13 protein-coding genes and 1 pseudogene are annotated in these 21,763 nt (G+C 72.4%); 11 read left to right on the forward strand and 3 right to left on the reverse strand.

Annotated elements, in window-relative coordinates; all coding sequences use genetic code 11:
* Positions 1-9 precede the first annotated feature (9 nt).
* From gatB to ACZ6C1_RS02155, 7 genes are all read left to right on the forward strand, one after another.
* Complete coding sequence (gene gatB / locus ACZ6C1_RS02125; RefSeq protein ID WP_469236812.1) at positions 10-1,521, forward strand: Asp-tRNA(Asn)/Glu-tRNA(Gln) amidotransferase subunit GatB; 1,512 nt, start codon at positions 10-12, stop codon at positions 1,519-1,521.
* 439 nt (positions 1,522-1,960) lie between these two features.
* Positions 1,961-4,024 carry a phosphocholine-specific phospholipase C gene (locus tag ACZ6C1_RS02130; RefSeq protein WP_469237162.1) on the forward strand — a complete coding sequence of 688 codons (2,064 nt, stop codon included), beginning with the start codon at positions 1,961-1,963 and terminating at the stop codon, positions 4,022-4,024.
* 200 nt (positions 4,025-4,224) lie between these two features.
* A complete protein-coding gene (locus tag ACZ6C1_RS02135; RefSeq protein ID WP_469236813.1) occupies positions 4,225-6,549 on the forward strand; it encodes an MMPL family transporter in 2,325 nt (774 codons plus the stop codon).
* Between the two features lie 19 nt (positions 6,550-6,568).
* Positions 6,569-7,132, forward strand: a complete 564-nt coding sequence (locus tag ACZ6C1_RS02140) for a GNAT family N-acetyltransferase (RefSeq protein ID WP_469236816.1) — start codon at positions 6,569-6,571, stop codon at positions 7,130-7,132.
* Positions 7,133-7,167: 35 nt separating this feature from the next.
* Complete coding sequence (locus ACZ6C1_RS02145; protein WP_469236817.1) at positions 7,168-7,770, forward strand: hypothetical protein; 603 nt, start codon at positions 7,168-7,170, stop codon at positions 7,768-7,770.
* A 127-nt stretch (positions 7,771-7,897) separates the two neighbouring features.
* Positions 7,898-8,086 (forward strand): hypothetical protein, encoded by a 189-nt coding sequence (locus ACZ6C1_RS02150; protein ID WP_469236818.1) that lies wholly within the window; start codon positions 7,898-7,900, stop codon positions 8,084-8,086.
* A gap of 21 nt (positions 8,087-8,107) precedes the next feature.
* The gene (locus ACZ6C1_RS02155; RefSeq protein WP_469236820.1) at positions 8,108-11,203 is read left to right on the forward strand and encodes a helix-turn-helix transcriptional regulator; all 3,096 of its coding nucleotides are present in this window, start codon (positions 8,108-8,110) and stop codon (positions 11,201-11,203) included.
* 584 nt (positions 11,204-11,787) lie between these two features.
* Here the strand turns inward: ACZ6C1_RS02155 and ACZ6C1_RS02160 are convergent.
* The 3 genes from ACZ6C1_RS02160 to ACZ6C1_RS02170 all read right to left on the reverse strand — a co-directional run bounded on the left by ACZ6C1_RS02160 (position 11,788) and on the right by ACZ6C1_RS02170 (position 14,235).
* Positions 11,788-11,961, reverse strand: coding sequence for a DUF6191 domain-containing protein (locus ACZ6C1_RS02160; protein ID WP_469236821.1), 174 nt, complete (start codon positions 11,959-11,961; stop codon positions 11,788-11,790).
* 13 nt (positions 11,962-11,974) lie between these two features.
* A complete protein-coding gene (locus ACZ6C1_RS02165; RefSeq protein ID WP_469236822.1) occupies positions 11,975-13,144 on the reverse strand; it encodes a PQQ-dependent sugar dehydrogenase in 1,170 nt (389 codons plus the stop codon).
* A 68-nt stretch (positions 13,145-13,212) separates the two neighbouring features.
* Complete coding sequence (locus tag ACZ6C1_RS02170; protein ID WP_469236824.1) at positions 13,213-14,235, reverse strand: aldo/keto reductase; 1,023 nt, start codon at positions 14,233-14,235, stop codon at positions 13,213-13,215.
* 47 nt (positions 14,236-14,282) lie between these two features.
* Between ACZ6C1_RS02170 and ACZ6C1_RS02175 the strand changes: the two genes are divergently transcribed.
* The 4 genes and pseudogenes from ACZ6C1_RS02175 (at position 14,283) to ilvN (ending at position 21,739) form a co-directional block, all read left to right on the forward strand.
* The gene (locus ACZ6C1_RS02175; RefSeq protein ID WP_469236825.1) at positions 14,283-15,233 is read left to right on the forward strand and encodes a 2-hydroxyacid dehydrogenase; all 951 of its coding nucleotides are present in this window, start codon (positions 14,283-14,285) and stop codon (positions 15,231-15,233) included.
* A gap of 324 nt (positions 15,234-15,557) precedes the next feature.
* Positions 15,558-18,378 (forward strand): annotated as a pseudogene (locus ACZ6C1_RS02180) (putative bifunctional diguanylate cyclase/phosphodiesterase); the annotation flags it as partial.
* A 956-nt stretch (positions 18,379-19,334) separates the two neighbouring features.
* The gene (locus ACZ6C1_RS02185) at positions 19,335-21,194 is read left to right on the forward strand and encodes an acetolactate synthase large subunit (protein ID WP_469236827.1); all 1,860 of its coding nucleotides are present in this window, start codon (positions 19,335-19,337) and stop codon (positions 21,192-21,194) included.
* Positions 21,195-21,214: 20 nt separating this feature from the next.
* Positions 21,215-21,739, forward strand: a complete 525-nt coding sequence (ilvN, locus tag ACZ6C1_RS02190) for an acetolactate synthase small subunit (protein WP_019889675.1) — start codon at positions 21,215-21,217, stop codon at positions 21,737-21,739.
* The last annotated feature ends 24 nt before the right edge of the window (positions 21,740-21,763 follow it).

Consider the following 21,763-nt stretch of genomic DNA (forward strand, 5'->3'; position numbering starts at 1 on the left):
AGTTTCACCGTGACCGTCATCACTGAGCTGGTGTCGTACGAGGACGCCCTCGCCGCCTACGACCCCGTCATGGGGCTCGAGGTGCACGTCGAACTCGGCACCAGGACCAAGATGTTCTGCGGCTGCTCGACCGAACTGGGCGCCGAGCCCAACTCGCAGACCTGCCCCACCTGCCTCGGCATGCCCGGCTCGCTCCCGGTCGTCAACGCGGTCGGCGTCGAGTCGGCCATCAAGATCGGCCTCGCTCTCAACTGCGAGATCGCCGAATGGTGCCGCTTCGCCCGGAAGAACTACTTCTATCCGGACATGCCGAAGAACTTCCAGACCTCGCAGTACGACGAGCCGATCGCCTTCAACGGCTATCTGGACGTCCAGCTCGAGGACGGCGAGGTCTTCCGCGTGGAGATCGAGCGCGCCCACATGGAGGAGGACACCGGCAAGTCCACCCACGTGGGCGGTGCGACAGGCCGTATCCACGGCGCCTCGCACTCGCTGCTGGACTACAACCGCGCCGGCATCCCGCTGATCGAGATCGTCACCAAGCCGATCACCGGCGCCGGTGAGCGTGCCCCCGAGGTCGCCAAGGCGTACGTCGCCGAGCTGCGCGAGCTCATCAAGGCGCTCGGCGTCTCCGAGGCCCGCATGGAGATGGGCCAGATGCGCTGCGACGTGAACCTGTCGCTGCGCCCGCACGGCACCGAGAAGTTCGGTACGCGCTCGGAGACGAAGAACGTCAACTCGCTCCGGTCGGTCGAGCGGGCCGTACGGTTCGAGATCAGCCGCCACGCGGGCGTGCTGAACGCGGGCGGTACGGTCATCCAGGAGACCCGCCACTTCCACGAGGAGGACGGCTCCACGACGTCCGGCCGGGTCAAGGAGGAGGCCGAGGACTACCGGTACTTCCCGGAGCCCGACCTCGTCCCCGTCGCCCCGTCCCGTGAGTGGGTGGAGCAGCTCCGCCAGGAGCTGCCCGAGCTGCCGCGGGTGCGCCGCAACCGGCTGCGCGAGGAGTGGGGCGTCTCCGAGCACGACATGCAGTCCATCCTCAACGCGGGCGCGGTCGACCTGATCGTCGCCACCACCGAGGCGGGCGCCCCGGCCGACCAGGCCCGTAAGTGGTGGATGGGCGAACTGGCCCGTAACGCCAACGAGTCGGGTACGTCGCTCGACGCGCTGCCCATCACTCCGGCGCAGGTCGCCCGGGTGACCGAGCTCGTCGCGTCCGGCGACCTCAACGACAAGCTGGCCCGCCAGGTCATCGAGGGCGTGCTGAACGGCGAGGGCGACCCGGACACCGTCGTCGAGAAGCGGGGCCTGAAGGTCGTCTCGGACGAGGGCGCGCTGGGCGCGGCCGTGGACGAGGCGATCGCCGCCAACGCCGCCATCGCGGACAAGATCCGCGGCGGCAAGGTGGCCGCGGCCGGCGCCCTGGTCGGTGCGGTCATGAAGGCCACCCGTGGCCAGGCCGACGCGGCCCGTGTGCGGGAACTGATCCTGGAGAAGCTCGGCGTCGAAGGCTGACATCGGCCCGGTCCGCACGGCTCGGCCCCCGCACGCAGGAAGTCCTGGGTGCGGGGGCCGAGTCATGGACCGATGGCCCCCGCCACCGGGGGGAGGGGAGTGGCGGGGACCGGGTACCGTCCCGTGGGGGGAGCGTTGGTGCTTCTGCCCCCGACTTCGCCGCTCATGCGCATCTGGCGTGTAGTAGCCATGGCACCGGGGCCGCGTTCCAGGGCGAAGTGGAGCGAAGGCGGGCAGAACGCTTGGACTCTTCGCCTCGCCCCTTGGACATTCACCACGGCGTCGTCATGAGGTCTTTCCGCCGACACCCGCTCTCACTACCGTCCGGCCCGTACCACTCAATGGATCGCAGGTGAACCATTGGGCCGTCGACGGGAGGTCGAGCTTGTCACCGGACAATTCGCGGCAGCGGGAATCGCGGGACGTGTCGCGCCGAAGGATGCTCGCGCTGGGTGGAGGCGCCCTGGGCGCCGCCGCGGCCGGGTCGCTGCTGCCGCCCTCGCTACGGGCGGCGATGGCCGCCGCTCCGCCCTCCGGCGGGCTGGGCGCCGTCAGGCATGTGGTGATCCTGATGCAGGAGAATCGTTCCTTCGACCATTACTTCGGCACCTTGCGCGGCGTCCGCGGGTTCGGTGACCGCAACGCCGTCGAACTGCCCTCGGGCAAGCCGGTCTTCGAGCAGCCCGGGCCCCTCGGCCGCACCGTGCTGCCCTTCCCCGTCCGCGACGCCGCCGAGACGCAGCACAAGGACCTCCAGTACATCGGCGACCTCGACCACTCCTGGGGCGGCGGGGCCAAGGCGTGGCGCGACGGGTGGATGGACGGCTGGGTCTCCGCGAAGACGGCCGCGACGATGGCGTACTACGACCGCCGGGACATCCCGCTGCACTACGAGCTCGCGGACACGTTCACCATCTGCGACGCGTACCACTCGTCGATCCACACCTCCACCAGCCCCAACCGGAACCACCTGTGGAGCGGGTGGACGGGGTACGAGGCCGATGGCAGCCGCGCCGTGACCAACGCCGCGTACGCGGAGGGCACCCACCCCGGCTATCCGTGGCCGACCTACGCCGAGCGCCTGGAGAAGGCGGGCCGGACGTGGAAGACGTACACGGAGTGGGAGAACTTCACCGACAACAACATCGAGTTCTTCACCCGCTTCAAGGAGATCGCCCGCAAGGCCCTGGCCAGGACCGGCGGCCACACCTACATGGAGTCCTTCTACGCGGCCGTGCGCGACACCGGCGACGCCGCCGAGCGCTCCCGGCTGCTCGCCGCGCTGGAGGAAGGGGTCGCCACGCTCACGGCCCCGGAGCGGTCGCTCTTCGAGCGGGGGCTGCGGCGGGTGGAGACGGGAACCCTGGCGGACGCGTTCCGGGCCGACGTCGCCGCCGGCACACTGCCGGAGGTCTCCTACCTCGTGCCCTCCGCGATCGACTCCGAGCACCCCGGCTCTTCGTCGCCGATCGCCTCCGCCACCCTCGTCTACAAGGTGCTGGACGCCCTCGGCTCCCACCCGGACGTCTGGCGGCACACCGTCGTACTGATCAACTACGACGAGAACGACGGCTTCTTCGACCACGTCCCGCCGCCCGTCCCGCCCGCCGGCGACACCGACGAGCGGTGGAAGGGGCTGCCCACCGGGCTCGGCATCCGGGTGCCGCTGCTCGTCGTCTCGCCGTGGACCGTCGGCGGCTACGTGTGCTCCGAGGTCTTCGACCACACCTCGGTGATCCGTTTCCTGGAGAAGTGGACCGGCGTCCAGGAGCCCAACATCACGCCGTGGCGGCGGACGGTCACCGGTGACCTGACGTCCGCGTTCGACTTCCGGCGCGGCCGTCCGCAGCCGGAGGTGGAGCGGCCCGGCGCCATCCCGCCGTTCACCGGCCGCTGGCGCCCGCAGCCGCCGCTGGTGCAGCACATGCCCGTCCAGGAGCCCGGTACCCGGCCCGCCCGGCCCCTTCCGTACCAGCCGGACGCGCACGGACGCCTGAAGAACGGCGGCCTGACCGTCACGCTCAGCAACGACGGAAAGGCGAGCGCGCACTTCGCGCTGTATCCGTACGCCGGTGAGTTCACCGTCCCGCAGCACCGGGATGTAAGGGGCACGGCCCAATGGAGGGTGCCCCTTACCGGTGACGCGTACCGCTTCACGATCACCGGCCCCAACGGCTTCCGCCGCGAGTTCACCGGCAAGGCGGCGGGCGGCGCCGAGGTCACCTCGTACATCGATCCGCACGAGCGCGATGTGCACCTGACACTGGCCGCCACCGGAGGCCGGCCGGTCACCTTCACCGTCCGCCCGCTCGGCTACGTCGACGAGGCCGACCTCGGTGACTGGACCCGGCAGGTCACGGTCAAGGCCGGCCGCAGTCGTACGGTCGTGCACTCGGCCGCCGACGCGCACGGCTGGTACGACATCGAGATCACGGGCCCCGACGGGTTCCGGCGCCGGCTGATGGGCCATATCGAGAACGGGCGGGCGAGCGTCTCCGGCTGAGCGGGGGGAGGGAGGGGAGGGTCCGCCGAAGCCCAGAAGCGTTGGCCCGGGCTTCGGCGGGTCGTGACGATGGGGCTGTGAGTATCGCCACGAAACGGACAATCGATCTCTTTAGGCTGCCAGAGTGGCGGTACGTAGGTCATGCGTTCTTTGCGGGCAATCCCCGGTAGAGAGCACGAACCACTCAGGGAGTACACCCGTTGGCAGCCCTCGCCCGATGGTGCGTCACGCATCGCCTCGCAGCCGTCCTGCTCTGGCTCGGAGCCCTGGCCGGCGTCACGGTGGCCTCCGGCATCGCCGGTTCCGCGTACTCCAACGACTACGACGTGCCCGGCACCGAGTCCGGCCGCGCCACGGCGCTCCTCGAAGAGGGCTTCCGCGGCCAGGGCGGCGACAGCGACACCATCGTCTGGCACGCCACCAAGGGAAGCGTCCGCGCGGCCGCCGTCGAGGACCGTATGACGGCGATGCTCGACGACGTCGCCGAGCTGCCGGGTGTCGCCTCCGTCACCAGCCCGTACGACCCGGCCCAGGCCCCCGGCCAGACGCCTGCCCAGGCTCCGGCCCAGGGCGGCGCCAAGAGCCCCGCCCTTGAAACGGCCCCGAACGAGGCCCATGACACCGGCCCGTCGGAGCCCACCTATGAGCCCGGCCGGGTCAGCGAGGACGGACGCACCGCCTACGCCACGGTCTCCTTCGACCGGCACGCCGACGAGATCCCGCCCGCGCAGATCCAGGCCGTCGTCGACACCGCCCGCGCGGCCGCGAGCGACGGCGTGCAGGTGGAACTCGGCGGCAGCGCCGTCGCGGTCACCGAGGCACCGGCCTCCCACACCGCCGAGATCGTCGGCGTCGCCGTCGCCGCCGTGGTCCTCTTCCTCGCCTTCGGCTCCCTCGCCGCCAGCATCCTGCCCATCGCCACCGCACTGGTGAGCGTCGGCACCGCCTACGCGGGCATCGGCCTGCTGGGTCACGTCATGACCGTCGCCGACTTCGCGCCCATGCTGGGCATGCTCATCGGCCTCGGCGTCGGCATCGATTACGCGCTGTTCATCGTCACCCGGCACCGCAAGGGCCTCAAACGCGGACTTCCGGTCGCGCAAGCCGCCCAGAACGCCGTCGCCACCACCGGCCGGGCCGTCGTCTTCGCCGGCGCCACCGTCTGCATCGCCCTGCTGGGCATGCTGATCCTCAGGCTCGGCTTCCTCAACGGCGTCGCCATAGCGGCCTCCCTCACCGTCGTCCTCACCGTCGCCGCCTCCGTGACGCTGCTGCCCGCGCTGCTGTCGTTCATCGGCATGCGCGCCCTGTCGCGCCGCGAACGCGCCCGGCTCGCCGAGCACGGCCCGGAGCCCGAGCTGCCGACCGGCTTCGCCGCGCGCTGGTCCGCGTTCGTCGAGCGCCACCCCAAACTGCTGGGTGCCGTCGCCGCGGTGGTCATGCTGGTCCTCGCGCTGCCCACCTTCGGCCTCCACCTCGGCACCTCCGACCAGGGCAACAACCCCGCCACCTCGACCACCCGCAAGGCCTACGACCTGCTCGCCGAAGGCTTCGGCCCCGGCGTCAACGGCCCCCTCACCCTCGTCGCCGAGCTCGACGGCGCCGACGACCGGCTCGCCCTCACCACGCTCCCCGACGCCCTGCGCGCCACCGACGGCGTCGAAGCGGTCGGCCCGGTCACGTACAGCGGCAGCGGCAACACGGCCGTCCTCACCGTCGTGCCGGACTCGGCACCGCAGTCGCAGCAGACCAGCGACCTCGTCGACCGGCTGCGCGACGACGTCCTGCCGACCGCCGAGCACGGCACCTCCCTCGAGGTGTACGTCGGCGGCGTCACCGCCGGCTACGACGACTTCGCCCAGGTCATCATCGGCAAGCTGCCGCTCTTCGTGGGCGTCGTCATCGCCCTGGGCTGTCTGCTGCTCCTGCTCGCCTTCCGCTCCATCGGCATCCCGCTGAAGGCGGCCCTGATGAACGTGGCCGCGGTCGCCTCCGCCTTCGGCGTCGTCGTCGCGATCTTCCAGTGGGGGATGGGCAGCGAACTGCTCGGCCTCGGCCGCGCGGGACCCATCGAACCCTTCCTGCCCGTGATCATGGTGTCCGTGCTCTTCGGGCTCTCCATGGACTACCAGGTGTTCCTGGTCAGCCGGATGTACGAGGAGTGGCTGGAGACCGGCGACAACCGGCGGGCCGTACGGGTCGGCCTCGCCGAGACGAGCCGGGTGATCAACTCCGCAGCGGTCATCATGATCGCCGTCTTCCTCGCGTTCGTCCTCTCCGGGGACCGCGTCATCGCGATGTTCGGTATCGGACTGGCGGCCGCCGTGGCCCTCGACGCGTTCGTCCTCCGTACGCTCCTGGTCCCGGCACTGATGCACATGCTCGGCGGCGCCAACTGGTGGCTGCCCGGCTGGCTCGACCGCGTCCTGCCGCGCATCAGCATCGAAAACCCCGAGTGCCGCGATTCCGATCATGCGAAGATCCCGTGGCAGCGCGCGAGCGACGACGGACAGCTCGTGCCTTGAGCCACGGAGGACCACGACGGTGTTCGCGATATCCCTGGGTGACGACGGAGCCGAGCTGCGGCCGCTGGAGCCGTGGCAGGCCGAGGAGTACCTGGCCCACATGGACCGGGGCAGGGAGTACATCGGGCAGTACGTCGCCCTTCCGACCGTGTGCACGGACCTGCCGTCGGCGCGGTCCTTCCTCCAGGCGTACGCCGACAAGGCGGCCGCCGACCGGGGCCGCATCCTCGGCATCTGGCTCGACGGCACCCTGGTCGGCGGGGTCCTCCTCCGGGTCATGGACACCGCCGCCGGAACCTGCGAGGCGGGCTGCTGGCTGGAGCCGTCGGCGTCCGGCCGCGGCCTGGTCACCCGCGCGGTCCGCGTCCTGATCGACTGGGCGGTGAACGAGCGCGGTATGCACCGCGTCGAATGGCAGGTCTCCTCGGCGAACACCGCGAGCATCAACGTCGCCAAGAGGCTCGGCATGACCAAGGAGGGCGTCCTCCGCGAGAGCTACCCCTACCGGGGCGTACGGCACGACATGGAGGTCTGGTCCGTCCTGGCACCGGAGTGGCGCGCGGCACGTCACGACGCACGTTAAGGGCCCTCTCAGAAACGGCACCTAGCGTGCCACGCATGAACCCCACGACGACGAAGACCGACACCGGCGCCGACACCACGGTGCCGGAGTCCGGAACCGCTCCCGCCACCGAGCCCGCGCCGGAGCCCGGGACCGCCCCCTCCACGGCCGCCGGCCCGCAGGACCACCGGCCCGAGCACGACGACGAGCACGCCGCCGAGTCCGGGCAGGAGGGGCACGGCTCTCAGGACCCCGCCGAACGGCCCACCGGGCCGGAGAAGGCCACCGGGCTCGCCGCCGCGGCGGCGGCCGTCGTCGCCACGGCACTCGGCATCGCCTCCCTCACCGGCACCTGGCCGGCCCGCGTCGCCTCCGAGCGCGAGACGCTCATCGGGCAGATCACCACCTCCCAGTCCGGGTCACCCGCCCAGCAGATCTCCGAGATCTACGGGGACGCCTGGCACACCACCGCCCTCGTCAACGGCCTGTTCGCCGTCATCGCGCTGATCACCGGCCTCCTCGTGCTCACCCGCACGCGACACCCCCTGTGGATCCGGGCGGTCGCCCTCGCCGGAGCCGTACTCGGCGGACTGGGGCTGCTGCTGTCGGCGGGTATGTACGCCGACCTGTTCCTGCCCCTGCCGAGCACCGGCTCCTGAGGCCCCCTCACACCCGCCTAAGGACCCCGCACCGCCCAAGATGCGGCAGTCTCCCGATGTGACGGAACCCCCTGGGCAACGAGAGTTGAGGCATCACGAAGTGCCCCGACCCACCAGGGAGAAGACGATGTTCCCGTACGAACTCCACGCCCAGGCCCGTCACGCCGAACTCCTCCGCGAGGCCGACGCCCAGCGACTGGTCAACCTCGCCCGGGCCGCCCACAAGGCCCGCCGCGCCCTCGCCCGCCGGTCCGGCCACCACGCCGCCGAAGGGCAGGTGAATACCGACCACGACCGCTTCGCCACCGCCGCCTGACGGACGGGTGGCACCCGAGCCATGGCCGTCGCACCGATATCCAGTGCCACGTCGTCACAGGGCTGTGCGATGCTCGGCGACGTGGAGAACAGGTCCGTCAGCCCCGTATTCGTCGGCAGAGCCGGTGAATTGACCGCACTCACCGAAGCGCTCTCCCGCGCCACCGCGGGAGAGCCGCAGGCGTTGCTCATCGGCGGTGAGGCGGGCGTCGGCAAGACCCGCCTGCTGGAGGAGTTCCTCGGGGAGGCGTGCGCCCAGGGCGCCGTCGTCGCGGTCGGCGGCTGCGTCGAGATCGGCGCGGACGGCCTGCCCTTCGCGCCGTTCTCCACCGCGCTGCGCGCCCTGCGCCGCACGCTGCCGGACGAGCTCGCCGCCGCCGCGAAGGGCCAGGAGGGCGAACTGGCCCGGCTCCTGCCCGAGCTGGGCGACGCGGCCGGCCCCGAGCCGTACAACGAGGACAGCACCGCCCGGCTCTTCGAGCTCACCGTCCGCCTCCTGGAGCGCATCGCCACCGACCGCACGGTCGTGCTCGCCCTGGAGGACCTGCACTGGGCCGACACCTCCACCCGCCACCTCCTCGCCTACCTCTTCCGCACCCTGCACCGCGGCCGGCTCGTCGTCGTCGCCACCTACCGCGCCGACGACATCCACCGCCGGCACCCGCTCCGGCCGCTGCTCGCCGAGCTGGACCGCCTCCGCACCGTGCGCCGCATCGAACTGCCCCGGTTCAACCGCACGGAGGTCCACCGCCAGCTCACCGGCATCCTGGCCGCCGAGCCCGCGGCCGCCCTCGTCGACGACGTCTTCCGCCGCTCCGACGGCAACGCCTTCTTCGTCGAGGAGCTCGTCGTCTGCCAGGAGGGCGGCAGCGAACCCGGCGGCCTCAGCGAGTCCCTCCGCGACCTGCTGCTGGTACGTGTGGAGCGGCTCTCCGAGGACGCCCAGAAGGTCGCCAGGATCGTCGCCGAGGGCGGCTCCACCGTGGAGTACGGCCTGCTCGCCGCCGTCGCCCGGCTGCCCGAGGACGACCTCATCGAGGCACTGCGCGCCGCCGTCAACGCCAACATCATGCTCGCCGTGCCCGACGGCGAGGGCTACCGCTTCCGCCACTCCCTGGTGCGCGAGGCGGTCAGCGACGACCTGCTGCCCGGTGAGCGCTCCCGCCTCAACCGGCGGTACGCCGAAGCACTGGAGGCCGACCCCGGTCTCGTACGGGCCGATGAGCGCACCACCCGGCTCGCCAGCTACTGGTACCACGCGCACGACGCCGCCAAGGCGCTGCCCGTCGTTCTCCGCGCCGCCGTCGAGGCCCGCAAGCGGCACGCCCACGCCGAGCAACTGCGGCTGCTGGAGCGCGCCATGGAGCTGTGGGACGACGTGCCCGCGGACGTCCGCGCCTCCCTCAGGCCCATCGACTACGCCGAGGCGTACCCGGCGTGCGGCTGCCCCGACACGACGCCCCTGCGCTACCTCGACCTGCTGGCCGAGGCCGCCGTCGCCGCGCGGCTGTGCGGCGAGCGCGAGCGGGCGCTGAAGATCGTCAAGCGTGCGCTGCGCCTCCTCGACGAGGACAGTGACCCCGCCGTCGCCTCCGCCGGCAAGGACCCCCAGCGCGCCGCCTGGTTCTGGACCGAGCGGTCCCGGCTCATGTCGAACCTCGGCCGGGGCGACGGCTGGGCCGAGCTGGCCACCGCGCAGGAGCTGGTGCGCGGCCTGCCGCCGTCGGCCGTCCACGCCAAGGTCCTCGCCGTGGCCGCCGGCTGGGGCATGCTGCACGCGCCGGGCCCGGAGAGCCTGGCCGCGGCCGAGCGGGCCGTCGAGTACGCCCGCCTGGTCAAGGCCGAGCCGGTCGAGCTCAACGCCCGCCTCACCCTCGGCGGACTGATGGTCGACGCGGGCGACATCGAGGCCGGTCTCGCGGAGATGTACGCGGTCCTCGACCGCGCCCGCGAACTGTGCGTGCGCACCGAGGCCGGGCGCGCCTACGTCAACATCCCCTCCTGTCTGGAGGCCGTCGGCCGCTCCCGGGACGCCGTCCGGATCGCCCAGGAGGGGCTGGTGTTCTCCCGCGAGACCGGCCTGCGCGACAACAAGGGCTGGGTGCTGAACAACCTCGTCGAGTCACAGATATCGCTGGGGCACTGGGACGAGGCGAGCCAGGGTGCGCGCCGGCTCCAGCGCATCGCCTACAGCGCCAAGCCACGCGCCGGAGCGCACCTCAGGCGCGCCCAGCTCGCCTGGCTGCGCGGTGAACTGTCCGTCGCGGCCGAACACTTGACGCTCGCCCGCGACACCTACGGCACGCACGACCCGATGATGCAGTACCTCCTCCCGCTCGCCCAGGTCGATATGGGCGTCGCCGCCGCGCAGGGCCGCATCGCCGACGTACGGACCGGCCTGGCCGAAGCGGCGCGTGACGGCTTCCCGACCGGCAGCCAGCGGTACGCGTGGCCGCTGCTGCTCGTCGCCGCCACGGCCGAGGCGGAGGCGCGCGGGCTGCCGGCGGCGGAGGAGGGCCGTGCCGAGGCCCTGGAGCTGATCCGTTCCCATACGAAGCGGCTCGCCACCCACGTCCCCGTGTGGCAGGCGCACGCGCTGTTCGTCGCCGCCGAGCTGGCCCGCGCCGAGGGCCGCGACGACGCCGACCGCTGGGCGGAGGTCGTGGTCGCCCTCGGCCCGCTGGAGCGCCCCTACGAGCTGGCCCGCGCCCGGCACCGCTGGGCGGACGCGCTGCTCGTGCGGGGCGGCCACCGCGACCGTGCCGCCGAACTGGTCCGCGCGGCCCATGCCGTCGCCGCGCACCTGGGTGCCCGCCCCCTGCGCGAGGACCTGGAGCTGCTCGCCGCCCGCGCCCGGCTGCCCCTCGTCGCCCCGCCCGCCGCTTCGGCCCCGGAACCGGACGGCGAGGGCTTCGGCCTCACCCCCCGGGAACAGGACGTCCTCCGCCTGGTCGCGGCCGGCCGCACCAACCGGCAGATAGCGGAGGAGCTGTTCATCTCCCCGAAGACGGCGAGCGTGCACGTCTCCAACATCCTCGCCAAGCTCGGCGTCTCCGGGCGGGGCGAAGCCGCCGCCCTGGCCCACCGCCTCCGCCTCCTCCCTCAAGTCCCGGCCTGACGCCCGCCGCCCCTCCGCTCTCCGGCCCGACCGGCGGCCCCCGGGACACGGCCCCGAGCCCGTGACACGGCCCGGCGCCCGGCACAGGCGCCGGGCCGAGGCTCGGCGGGTCCCGTGGCCCTCGCGGGTCCGGCGGTCCGGTCGCCCTCGCGGGCGCCGGGTGGGCCCCGCGGCCCTCACGGGTCCAGTCGGTCCTGCGGCCCTCGCGAGCCGGGCAGGTCCGGTGGCCGCCACGGCCCCCACGGGCCCGGCGGGCCCCGTGGCCCTCGCGGGCCCGGGCGGGCCCCGTCGCCCTCGTGGGCGCCGGGCCGTGTCCCCTACCCCCACGCGCCCGGCAGGCCCGCGGCCCTCGCGGGCCCAGGGCGGATCCCATGGCCCTCACGGGCCCGGCACGTCCCATCGCCCTCACGGGCCCGGCGGGCCCCGCGGCCCTCACTGGCCCGGTCGGTCCTGCGGCCCTCGTGGGCGCCGGGCCGTGTCCCCTGCCCCCGCGCGCCCGGCAGGTCCCGTCGCCCTCGCGGGCCCGGGCGGGGCGGATCCCGTGGCCCTCACGGGCCGGTGGGCAGGGCCCCCACCCGGGAGGGTCAGGCGTCCGGGGCGCGGGGCGTACGGATGGTGACCGTGCCGGAGGCGAGGTCTATCGGGCCGCGGGCCGGGTCGTTGTCGCCCAGGTCCTCCCGGGTGAGCTCCAGGCGCTGACGCTCGTCGTCGGTGTGCTTGCGTCCCGGCGCGAAGAGCTCCTGCATCAGGTTGAACACTGGCTGCCGCCCCTCACGTCACCTCCACCCGGAGGATCCTGTCGTCGCCCGCTTCCGGTGTGCCCCGGCCGTCCGTCTCGCTGGTCACCAGCCAGAGCTCGCCACCGCCCGCCGCCAGGACCGTGCGCAGCCGGCCGTACCGCTCTTCGAGGAACGGCTGGGGGGCCGCCGAGGGTTCCGCACCGGCCAGCGGAATGCGCCACAGCCGCTCGCCCCGCAGCCCCGCCATCCAGACCGAGCCCTCCGCGACGGCGATACCGCTCGGCGAGGCGTCGGCGGTCTTCCACTGGGCGACCGGGTCGACGAAGCCCGGCTCGCCGCCCCTGCCCTCCACCTCCGGCCAGCCGTAGTTCTTGCCGGGCCGGACGAGGTTCAGCTCGTCCCAGGTGTTCTGCCCGAACTCGGCGGCCCACAGGCGCTTCTCCGCGTCCCAGGCCAGCCCCTGCACATTGCGGTGCCCGTACGAGTAGACGACCGAGTCGGCGGAGGGGTTGCCGTGCACGGGCTGCCCGTCCGGGGTCATCCGGAGGATCTTCCCGCCCAGCGAGTCCTTGTCCTGCGCCAGGCCGGTCTCACCCGTCTCGCCGGTGCCCGCGTACAGCATCTTGTCCGGGCCGAACGCGATCCGCCCGCCGTTGTGGACGGTGCCCTTGGGAATGCCCCGCAGCACCGTGTCGGGCGCCCCCAGCTGCTGGCCGGGCGGCTTCTTCTCGTCGTACAGCATGCGGGCGATGCGGTTGTCCGACTCGGTGGTGAAGTACGCGTACACCAAGTGGTCCGAGGCGTACGCCGGTGAGATCGCCAGACCCAGCAGGCCGCCCTCGCCCGCCGGAGCCACCCCCGGCACCGAGCCGATCACGGTCTTGGCGCCGCTCTCCCCGTCGACACGGGTGATGGTCCCCTCGTCGCGCGAGGAGACCAGCAGGTCGCCGTCCGGCAGGGCGGCCAGGCCCCAGGGCGACTTCAGCCCCTCGGTGAGCGTGGACACGACCTTCACCGTGCCCTTCGCTGGTGGCGCGGACGGTGAGGGCCGGGAGGGCGACCCCGACGGCGTGGCGGAGGCGGCGGGCGGGGACCCGGCGCTCCTGTCGTCCGCGGGGCGCGCGCCCCCGTCCGACGAGCACCCGGCCACGAGAAACAGGGCGGCAGCGGCCAACCCGGCCGTCACAGCAGGACGTTGCACAGTTCCGATCCCTTCAACGGCGGTGTGAGCCGCGTGTGCACCCTTGATACACCGCGCGCGCCGGGGAATCAGTCCCACGACCCCCGGGCCGGTGGCAGCGCCGCGATCTCGGCCAGGTCCTCCGCGGTCAGCGACAGCCCGGCCGCCCGCGCGTTCTCCACCGCCCAGCGCTCGTGTTTCGTCCCCGGCACCGGTACGACGTGCCGGCCCCGACCCAGTACCCACGCCAGCGCCACCTGTGCCGGCGTCACCCCGGCCGCCTCGCCGCCGTGCCGCTCCGCCACCCGTCGCAGCCCCACCACGATCGGCTGGTTCGCCGCCATCATCTCGGCCGTGAACCGGGGGTGGCGGGCCCGCAGGTCCTCGGGTTCGAACCCGCCGCCCGGAGTCAGCGTCCCGGTCAGGAATCCATTGCCGAGCGGCATCGCCGCCAGGAACCCCACGCCCCGCGACTCGCACCACGGCAGCAGCCGCCGCAGCGCCTCCGGCGACCACACCGACAGCTCGGCCTGCACCGCGCTCACCGGGAAGACCTGCTGCACCCGCTCCAGTTGCCGAATCGTTCCCTCGTACAGATCCGTCCGGGCCGCCCCCGCCGCGGCCCGGCGCGGGGACCGTACGGCCATCGCGCACAGCCCGAGCGCCCGCACCTTCCCGGCCGTCACCAGTTCCGCCATCGCGCCCCAGGTCTCCTCCACGGGGACCTCCGGATCGGCGCGGTGCAACTGGTACAGGTCGATCACGTCCGTCTGGAGCCGCCGCAGCGAGGCGTCGCACGCCCGCCGCACGTACCCGGGCCGCCCATTGGCCACGATGTGCTGCTCACCGACCAGCAGCCCGCACTTCGTCGACACGAAGGCCTCCGCCCGGCGCTCCTTGAGTACCCGGCCCAGCAGCAGCTCATTGGTGAACGGCCCGTACATGTCGGCCGTGTCGAGCAGCGTCACCCCGGCGTCGAGCGCGGCGTGCACGGTGCGCAAGGAGCGGTCGCCGCGCTGTTGCGAGGCGCTGTACGCCCAGCTCATCGGCATGCAGCCGAGGCCGATAGGACCTACTTCGAGCGCCGTCGCCCCGATTGTCCTGCGCTCCAACTCCCCGTACCCCTCCTCGTGCCGCTCCCCAAACTAACCTCCTGACCATGACTGCTGACGTGTGGCTCCCCCTTCCGGCCGACGACATAGAGGGGCTCCCCGCCCCCGCCGAGTCCGGCCTGACCTACCGCTTCTGGGACGGCGGCCCGGACTTCCCGGCCGACCCGGCGAACTGCGTCTTCTACGTCGTGCCCTACATGAAGGGCAGCGAGATCGCGGTGCGCCCGATGGCCGCCATGACCTCCGTACGCGTCGTCCAGACCCTCTCGGCGGGCATCGACCATGTGACGCCCGGACTCGACCTCCTGCCGTCCGGGGTGACGCTGTGCAACGCCAGGGGCGTCCACGAGGCCAGTACCGCCGAACTGACGATCGCGCTGGTCCTCGCCTCGCTGCGCGGCATCCCCGGTTTCGTGCGCGGCCAGGACGCGGAGGAGTGGCGGGCGGGCTTCTACCCGGCGCTCGCCGACAAAACCGTCCTGATCGTCGGCTACGGATCGATCGGCGCCGCCATCGAGGACCGGCTCGCGCCCTTCGAGTGCGCGCGGGTGGCGCGCGTCGCGCGCTCCGCGCGCACCACCGAGCGCGGTCCGGTGCAGGCGCTCGCCGACTTGCCCGCACTCCTTCCCGAGGCGGACGTCGTCATTCTGTCCACGCCACTGACGCCCGACACCCACCACCTCGCGGACGCCGGCTTCCTGGCCCTGATGAAGGACGGGGCCCTGCTCGTGAACGTCGCCCGCGGCCCCGTCGTCGACACCGAGGCGCTCCTCGCCGAGACCCGCAGCGGCCGGATCACCGCCGCGCTCGACGTGACCGACCCCGAACCGCTGCCGGCGGGCCACCCTCTGTGGCATGTTCCCGGCGTACTGATCAGCCCCCATGTCGGAGGTTCCACATCGGCGTTCATGCCCCGCGCCAAGCGTCTCGTCGCCGGACAAGTCACCCGGTTCGCCGAGCGCGCGCCGATGCGGAACGTCGTCCTCACCACCCCCTGACCACGCTCCGAAGCGATATGGGCGCCCTGTGTACCCATAACACTGATGATCGTCACGGAGCGTAGAGGACCCCTGTCCCTGAGTGACGATCCTGGTGTATCGTCCCGATCTGGGGGCCGCGTCGAGCACGAACCGGCGCAGGGGAGCGACGTGATTGCCGATCAGAATCCGAGGGGGGCGACGGGCGATGCACGGTCGATGGGCAAGCGAGCCGACGCGACGGGGCAGCCGACTGCGACCCGCGACCGCGTCCCGGCCACCGAAGGGGAAGCCGAAGCAGGCGCCGTCGCCGTACCGGCCCGAGCCGCGCACAGGGGTGTCACCGTGAGCGCCCCGGGCGTGCTCATCGAGCGCCGCCCGCCCGTCACGGGCGGCGGCACCGGCGAAGCGGCGAGCCGCGACGAGGGAAGCGGCGGCGCGGGCGGCTCCGGCGGCCTGGTGTGCCAGTTGCTCCTCGCCGTCCTGTGCGGAAGCTATGCCACCGGGGCCGCCGTCGGCTGGGGTTCCGAGGAACTGGCGCTGATCATGGGCGACTTCGGTCTCAGCGCCGCCGCGCTGATCGCCTCCGTCTCGTGCTTCGTCTACGCACGCACGCGTGGCAGCCGCTTCCGGCCCGCCTGGCTGCTGTTCGCCTTCTCCTCGGCGATGGCGGCCGGCGGCAACACCGTCTGGGGGTGGTACGAGGTCGTGCTCGACCGTGACGTGCCACAACTGTCCCTCGCCGACCTGTTCTTCCTGCTCTTCGCACCGCCCGCCATCGTCGGGCTGCTCGTCCTCGCCAAGCGGCCGGTCACCAGGGCCGGATGGATCTGCCTCTGCCTGGACTCCTGGCTGATCGGCGGCTCACTGCTCACGCTGTCCTGGAGCCTCGCCCTCGCCCACACCGCCCGCTTCGAGGGCGAGAGCGTCGCGCGGGCCGCGCTGTCACTCGCGTACCCGCTCCTGGACATCGTGCTGGTGAGCATGGTGCTCGCCCTGCACTTCCGGCGCTCCCATGCCAACCGCTCCGCCGTCCACACGGCGATCGCCGCCCTCGCGCTCACCGTCCTGTGCGACGCGCTGTTCACCTCGCCGCTGCTGCGCGAGCACTACCGCTCGGGCCAGCTCCTCGACGCCGGCTGGTTCGCCGGCTCGCTGCTCCTGGCCTACGCCCCCTGGGGCGCCAACCGCGCCCCCGAGAGCCCCGCGCCGCCGCGCGGGCCCCGCCAGCCCAGTCGTCCCATCGCCGGGTCGCTGGCCGCCCTCACGCCCTACCTGGCGGCCGCGGTCTGCACGCTCGGCATCCTCTACAACGTCATCGAGGACCGCACGGTGGACCGCGTCGTCGTCTTCACCGGTTGCACGGTCGTGCTCGCCCTGGTCGTACGCCAGGGGATCATGCTCCTCGACAACATCGCCCTCACGCACGAGCTGGCCCAGAAGGAGAACCACTTCAGGTCCCTGGTGCAGGGCTCCAGCGACGTCATCATGATCGCCGCTCCCGACGGTGTGCTGCGCTACGTCAGCCCGGCCGCCTCCGGCGTGTACGGACGGGAGGCGGAGGAGCTCATCGGCTCCGAGCTCGCCTCCCTCATCCACCCCGACGACCTGGGCGGTGTCGTCCACGAGGTGCGGCGATTCCTGGCCGCTCCTCCTTCCCAGGAGCCCACGACCCGCATCGAATGCCGCTTCAGGTCGGGCACCGGTGACTGGCTCAACGTCGAATCCACCGTCAACCGCCACCAGGGCGGCCTGATCTTCAACAGCCGGGACGTCACCGAACGGGTGCGTCTCCAGGCGCAGCTCCAGCACAACGCGGAGCACGACCCGCTCACCGACCTGCCCAACCGCGCCCTGTTCACCCGGCGCGTCCGCCAGGCGCTCAGCGGGCGCCGCGCGGGCGACGCCGGCACCGCCGTGCTCTTCATCGACCTGGACGGCTTCAAGGGCGTCAACGACCGGCTGGGCCACCAGGCGGGCGACGAGCTGCTCATCCAGGCCGCCCGCCGGCTCCAGGACTCCGTACGGGCCGGGGACACCGCCGCCCGCCTCGGCGGCGACGAGTTCGCCGCGCTGATCCTCGGCGACGGCAACCCCGACCAGTCCGGGCGCGAGCCGCAGGTCCAGGAGATCGCCGACCGGCTGCGGCTCACGCTCTCGCAGCCGTACCGGATCGAAGGCCAGGAGGTACGGGTCGCCGCGTCCATCGGCGTGGCCTTCGCCGAGGCCGGCATCAGCGCCGGGGACCTCCTCCGCAACGCGGACCTCGCCATGTACCGCGCCAAGGCGGGCGGCAAGAACCGCGTCGAGCTCTACGCGCCGCAGATGCAGACCGACGTCGTGCGCCGCACGGAGGTGACCGCCCGGACGCGTACCACCGCACAGGACGGCGAGTTCGTGCTCCTGCACCAGCCCGTGGTGGACCTCACCACCGGGCGGATCGCCGCCGTCGCGGCCCAGCCGCGCTGGCGGTCCACCCAGGGCATCCTGTTCACGCCGGCCGAGTACCTCCGGGTCGCCGAGGACGCCGAGCGCGCCGCCGAGGTCGGCAGCCGACTCCTCGAAGAGGCCGTCGAGCAGGCCGCCGAGCGCGGCCGGCTCGGCCACCCCGTGCCGGTCTCGGTCCGCTTCCCGGCACGCAAGCTGGTCGACAGGTCCATGCCGCTCGGCACCATCGAAACCTTGCTGACGAAGTACGAACTGCCGTCCGGCTCTCTGGTCATCGAGCTCTCGGACAGTGACCCGCGGATCTCCTTCGACGAGCTGGAGCAGCGCCTGGCCGGGCTGCGCAGGCTCGGTGTTCGTATCGCGCTCGACGGATTCGGCAGCGGATATGCGGCGATCAACGCGCTCCGGCGGCTTCCGGTCGACATACTGAAACTGGACAGAGGCCTGGTCGAGGGTGTCGTCGAATCGGCCCGGCTGCACAAGATCACCAGCGGGCTGCTCCGCATCGCCTGTGACCTCGGCATGCAATCCGTGGCCGACGGTGTCGACGTACCGGAGCAGGTCCTGGCGCTACGCGCGATGGGGTGCACCCATGGGCAGGGCATGGCCTTCTCAGGCCCCCTCGACGAGTACCGGCTCCGCCGCGCCCTCGTCCGGGGCGAGTTCCCCGTGCCCGGCGGAGCCGCACTGCCGGCACGCACCGGAGGCGCCCGTCCGAGCCCCCACCCGAGCCCCCTGCCCGGCGTCTTCCACACCGCCTTCCCCGCCACCGTCCCGAACGGCGTCCCCGCCCCCGGCGCCGCGTCGGCGGGCGCCCCTGGCGGCACCCCGGTCACCGGGCCCGGCGGCAGCGCGGACCCCCGCCCGGGCGACACCCCCGGCGCCCCGCCCGGCACCGCGCGCCCGGGCGAACCACCCGGCGACGCCCACGCCGACCTCCCGATCCCGGCCCCCGGCGCCCTGCCCCGCACCGGCACGCCCGGTCCCGGCCCCCGGCCGCCCGGCGCGGCCCATGGCGGTGGCCCCGCCGGGACGCCGGCCCCTCGCGGTCCGAGCGCCCCGCCAGGCGCCGCCCCCGACCGCTCCGGCACCGAACCGGGCAGCGCCGACGGGCCGCCCAGCACCGCCCATGGCACCGGCCCCCGCGCCGCCCGTGACGACCTGCCCACCGGCCTGTCGCCGGGCACTCAAGGGGACCTCCCGGCCGACCCGCCCAGCACCGCCCACGGCACCGGCCCCGGCGCCGCCCCCGCCGACCCGTCCGGTACCGCCCCCGCCGACCGCCCAGGCGGGCCGGCAGCCGTCCACGACGACCTCCCCGGCGCCCTGCACGGCCTGCCCGGGGGGCTGTCCAGCACCGTGCCGAACGCCGTTCCCGCCGCTTCGCCGAGCGCCCTTCCGGGAATGCGCTCGCCCTCTCCGATTCGCCCACATAGTGAGACTCGCGTCCCACCCACTTGACACTGACGGTGCGCCGGAGGGAGGGTCATTGCCATGCGCACCCGAATTCTCGTACTTGGAAAGCGCGTCGGCTGAGCACGGCCTGATGACGGCCCTGCAGACCCACACCGGCGCGCTCCCCTCGCTTGCCTCACGGCACGAGGGGTTTTTTGTTGCACTGGCTCCCCGCCACACCAGCTAAACCTCGCGAAAACCCTCAGCTTCGAGAAGAGAATGCCGATGACCGAGCAGGCCACCGGGGCCCACCATCCGCAGCCGCGGGCCCGTACCGGCGGACAGCCCTCCGCCACCGTTGAGCACGTCACGGGTGCGCAGTCCCTCATCCGTTCTCTCGAGGAAGTGGGCGCCGAGACGGTATTCGGCATCCCCGGCGGCGCCATCCTCCCCGCGTACGACCCGATGATGGACTCCACCCGGGTCCGTCACATCCTGGTCCGCCACGAGCAGGGCGCGGGTCACGCCGCCACCGGTTACGCCCAGGCGACCGGCAAGGTCGGCGTCTGCATGGCCACCTCCGGCCCCGGTGCCACCAACCTGGTCACCCCGATCGCCGACGCGCACATGGACTCCGTCCCGCTGGTCGCGATCACGGGCCAGGTCGCCTCCAAGGCCATCGGCACGGACGCCTTCCAGGAGGCGGACATCTGCGGCATCACCATGCCGATCACCAAGCACAACTTCCTGGTCACCAAGGCCGAGGACATCCCCAAGACGATCGCCGAGGCGTTCCACATCGCCTCCACCGGCCGCCCCGGCCCGGTCCTGGTCGACATCGCCAAGGACGCCCTCCAGGCCCGTACGACCTTCAGCTGGCCGCCGCAGCTCGACCTGCCCGGCTACCGCCCGGTGACCAAGCCGCACGCCAAGCAGATCCGCGAGGCCGCCAAGCTGATCACCCAGGCCAAGCGACCCGTCCTGTACGTCGGCGGCGGCGTCCTGAAGGCCGGCGCCACCGCCGAGCTGAAGGTGCTGGCCGAGCTGACCCAGGCGCCGGTGACCACCACGCTGATGGCGCTGGGCGCTTTCCCGGACAGCCACCCGCTGCACGTCGGCATGCCCGGCATGCACGGCGCCGTCACGGCCGTCACCGCCCTGCAGAAGGCCGACCTGATCGTCGCCCTCGGTGCCCGCTTCGACGACCGCGTCACCGGCAAGCTGGACAGCTTCGCGCCGTTCGCCAAGGTCGTCCACGCCGACATCGACCCGGCCGAGATCGGCAAGAACCGCGCCGCCGACGTGCCGATCGTCGGTGACGCCCGCGAGGTCATCGCCGACCTGGTCCAGGCGGTCCAGGCCGAGCACAACGAGGGCAACACCGGCGACTACAGCGCCTGGTGGAAGGACCTCAGCCGCTGGCGCGACACCTACCCCCTCGGCTACGACCAGCCCGAGGACGGCAGCCTGTCGCCGCAGCAGGTCATCCAGCGCATCGGGCAGCTCGCCCCCGAGGGCACCATCTACGCGGCCGGTGTCGGCCAGCACCAGATGTGGGCCGCCCACTTCATCGACTACGAGCGGCCCGCCACCTGGCTGAACTCCGGCGGAGCCGGGACGATGGGGTACGCCGTGCCGGCCGCCATGGGCGCCAAGGCGGGCATGCCGGACCGTACGGTCTGGGCCATCGACGGCGACGGCTGCTTCCAGATGACCAACCAGGAACTGGTCACCTGCGCGCTGAACAACATCCCGATCAAGGTCGCGATCATCAACAACGGCGCGCTCGGAATGGTCCGCCAGTGGCAGACCCTCTTCTACAACCAGCGCTACTCCAACACGGTGCTGCACTCCGGCCCCGAGGCGGACGGCAAGCAGCCCAGCGCGGGCACCCGGATCCCGGACTTCGTGAAGCTGTCCGAGGCCATGGGCTGTGTCTCGATGCGCTGCGAGAGCCCCGAGGACCTGGACAAGGTCATCGCCGAGGCCAACGCCATCAACGACCGCCCGGTCGTCATCGACTTCATCGTCCACGAGGACGCCCAGGTGTGGCCCATGGTCGCCGCCGGCACCTCCAACGACGAGGTCATGGCCGCCCGTGGTGTCCGCCCGGACTTCGGCGACAACGAAGACGACTGAGAGAGAGCTGAGTCAAGAACATGTCCAAGCACACGCTCTCCGTCCTGGTGGAGAACACGCCCGGCATCCTCGCCCGGATCGCCGCCCTGTTCTCCCGCCGCGGCTTCAACATCGACTCGCTCGCCGTCGGTGTCACCGAGCACCCCGACATCTCCCGCATCACCATCGTGGTCAATGTCGAGGACCTGCCGCTGGAGCAGGTGACCAAGCAGCTCAACAAGCTGGTCAACGTCCTGAAGATCGTCGAACTGGAGCCCAGCGCCGCGATCCAGCGTGAACTCGTTCTGGTGAAGGTCCGCGCCGACAACGAGACCCGCTCCCAGATCGTCGAGATCGTCCAGCTCTTCCGCGCCAAGACCGTGGACGTCTCGCCCGAGGCGGTCACGATCGAGGCAACAGGTTCGAGTGACAAGCTCGACGCGATGCTGAAGATGCTCGAGCAGTTCGGCATCAAGGAGCTCGTCCAGTCCGGCACGATCGCCATAGGGCGTGGCGCGCGGTCCATCACGGACCGCAGCCTGCGGGCCCTGGACCGTTCCGCGTAGCGAGACCCCTCAGCTTTCACATCC

This window comes from Streptomyces sp. NPDC041796, assembly GCF_055590785.1.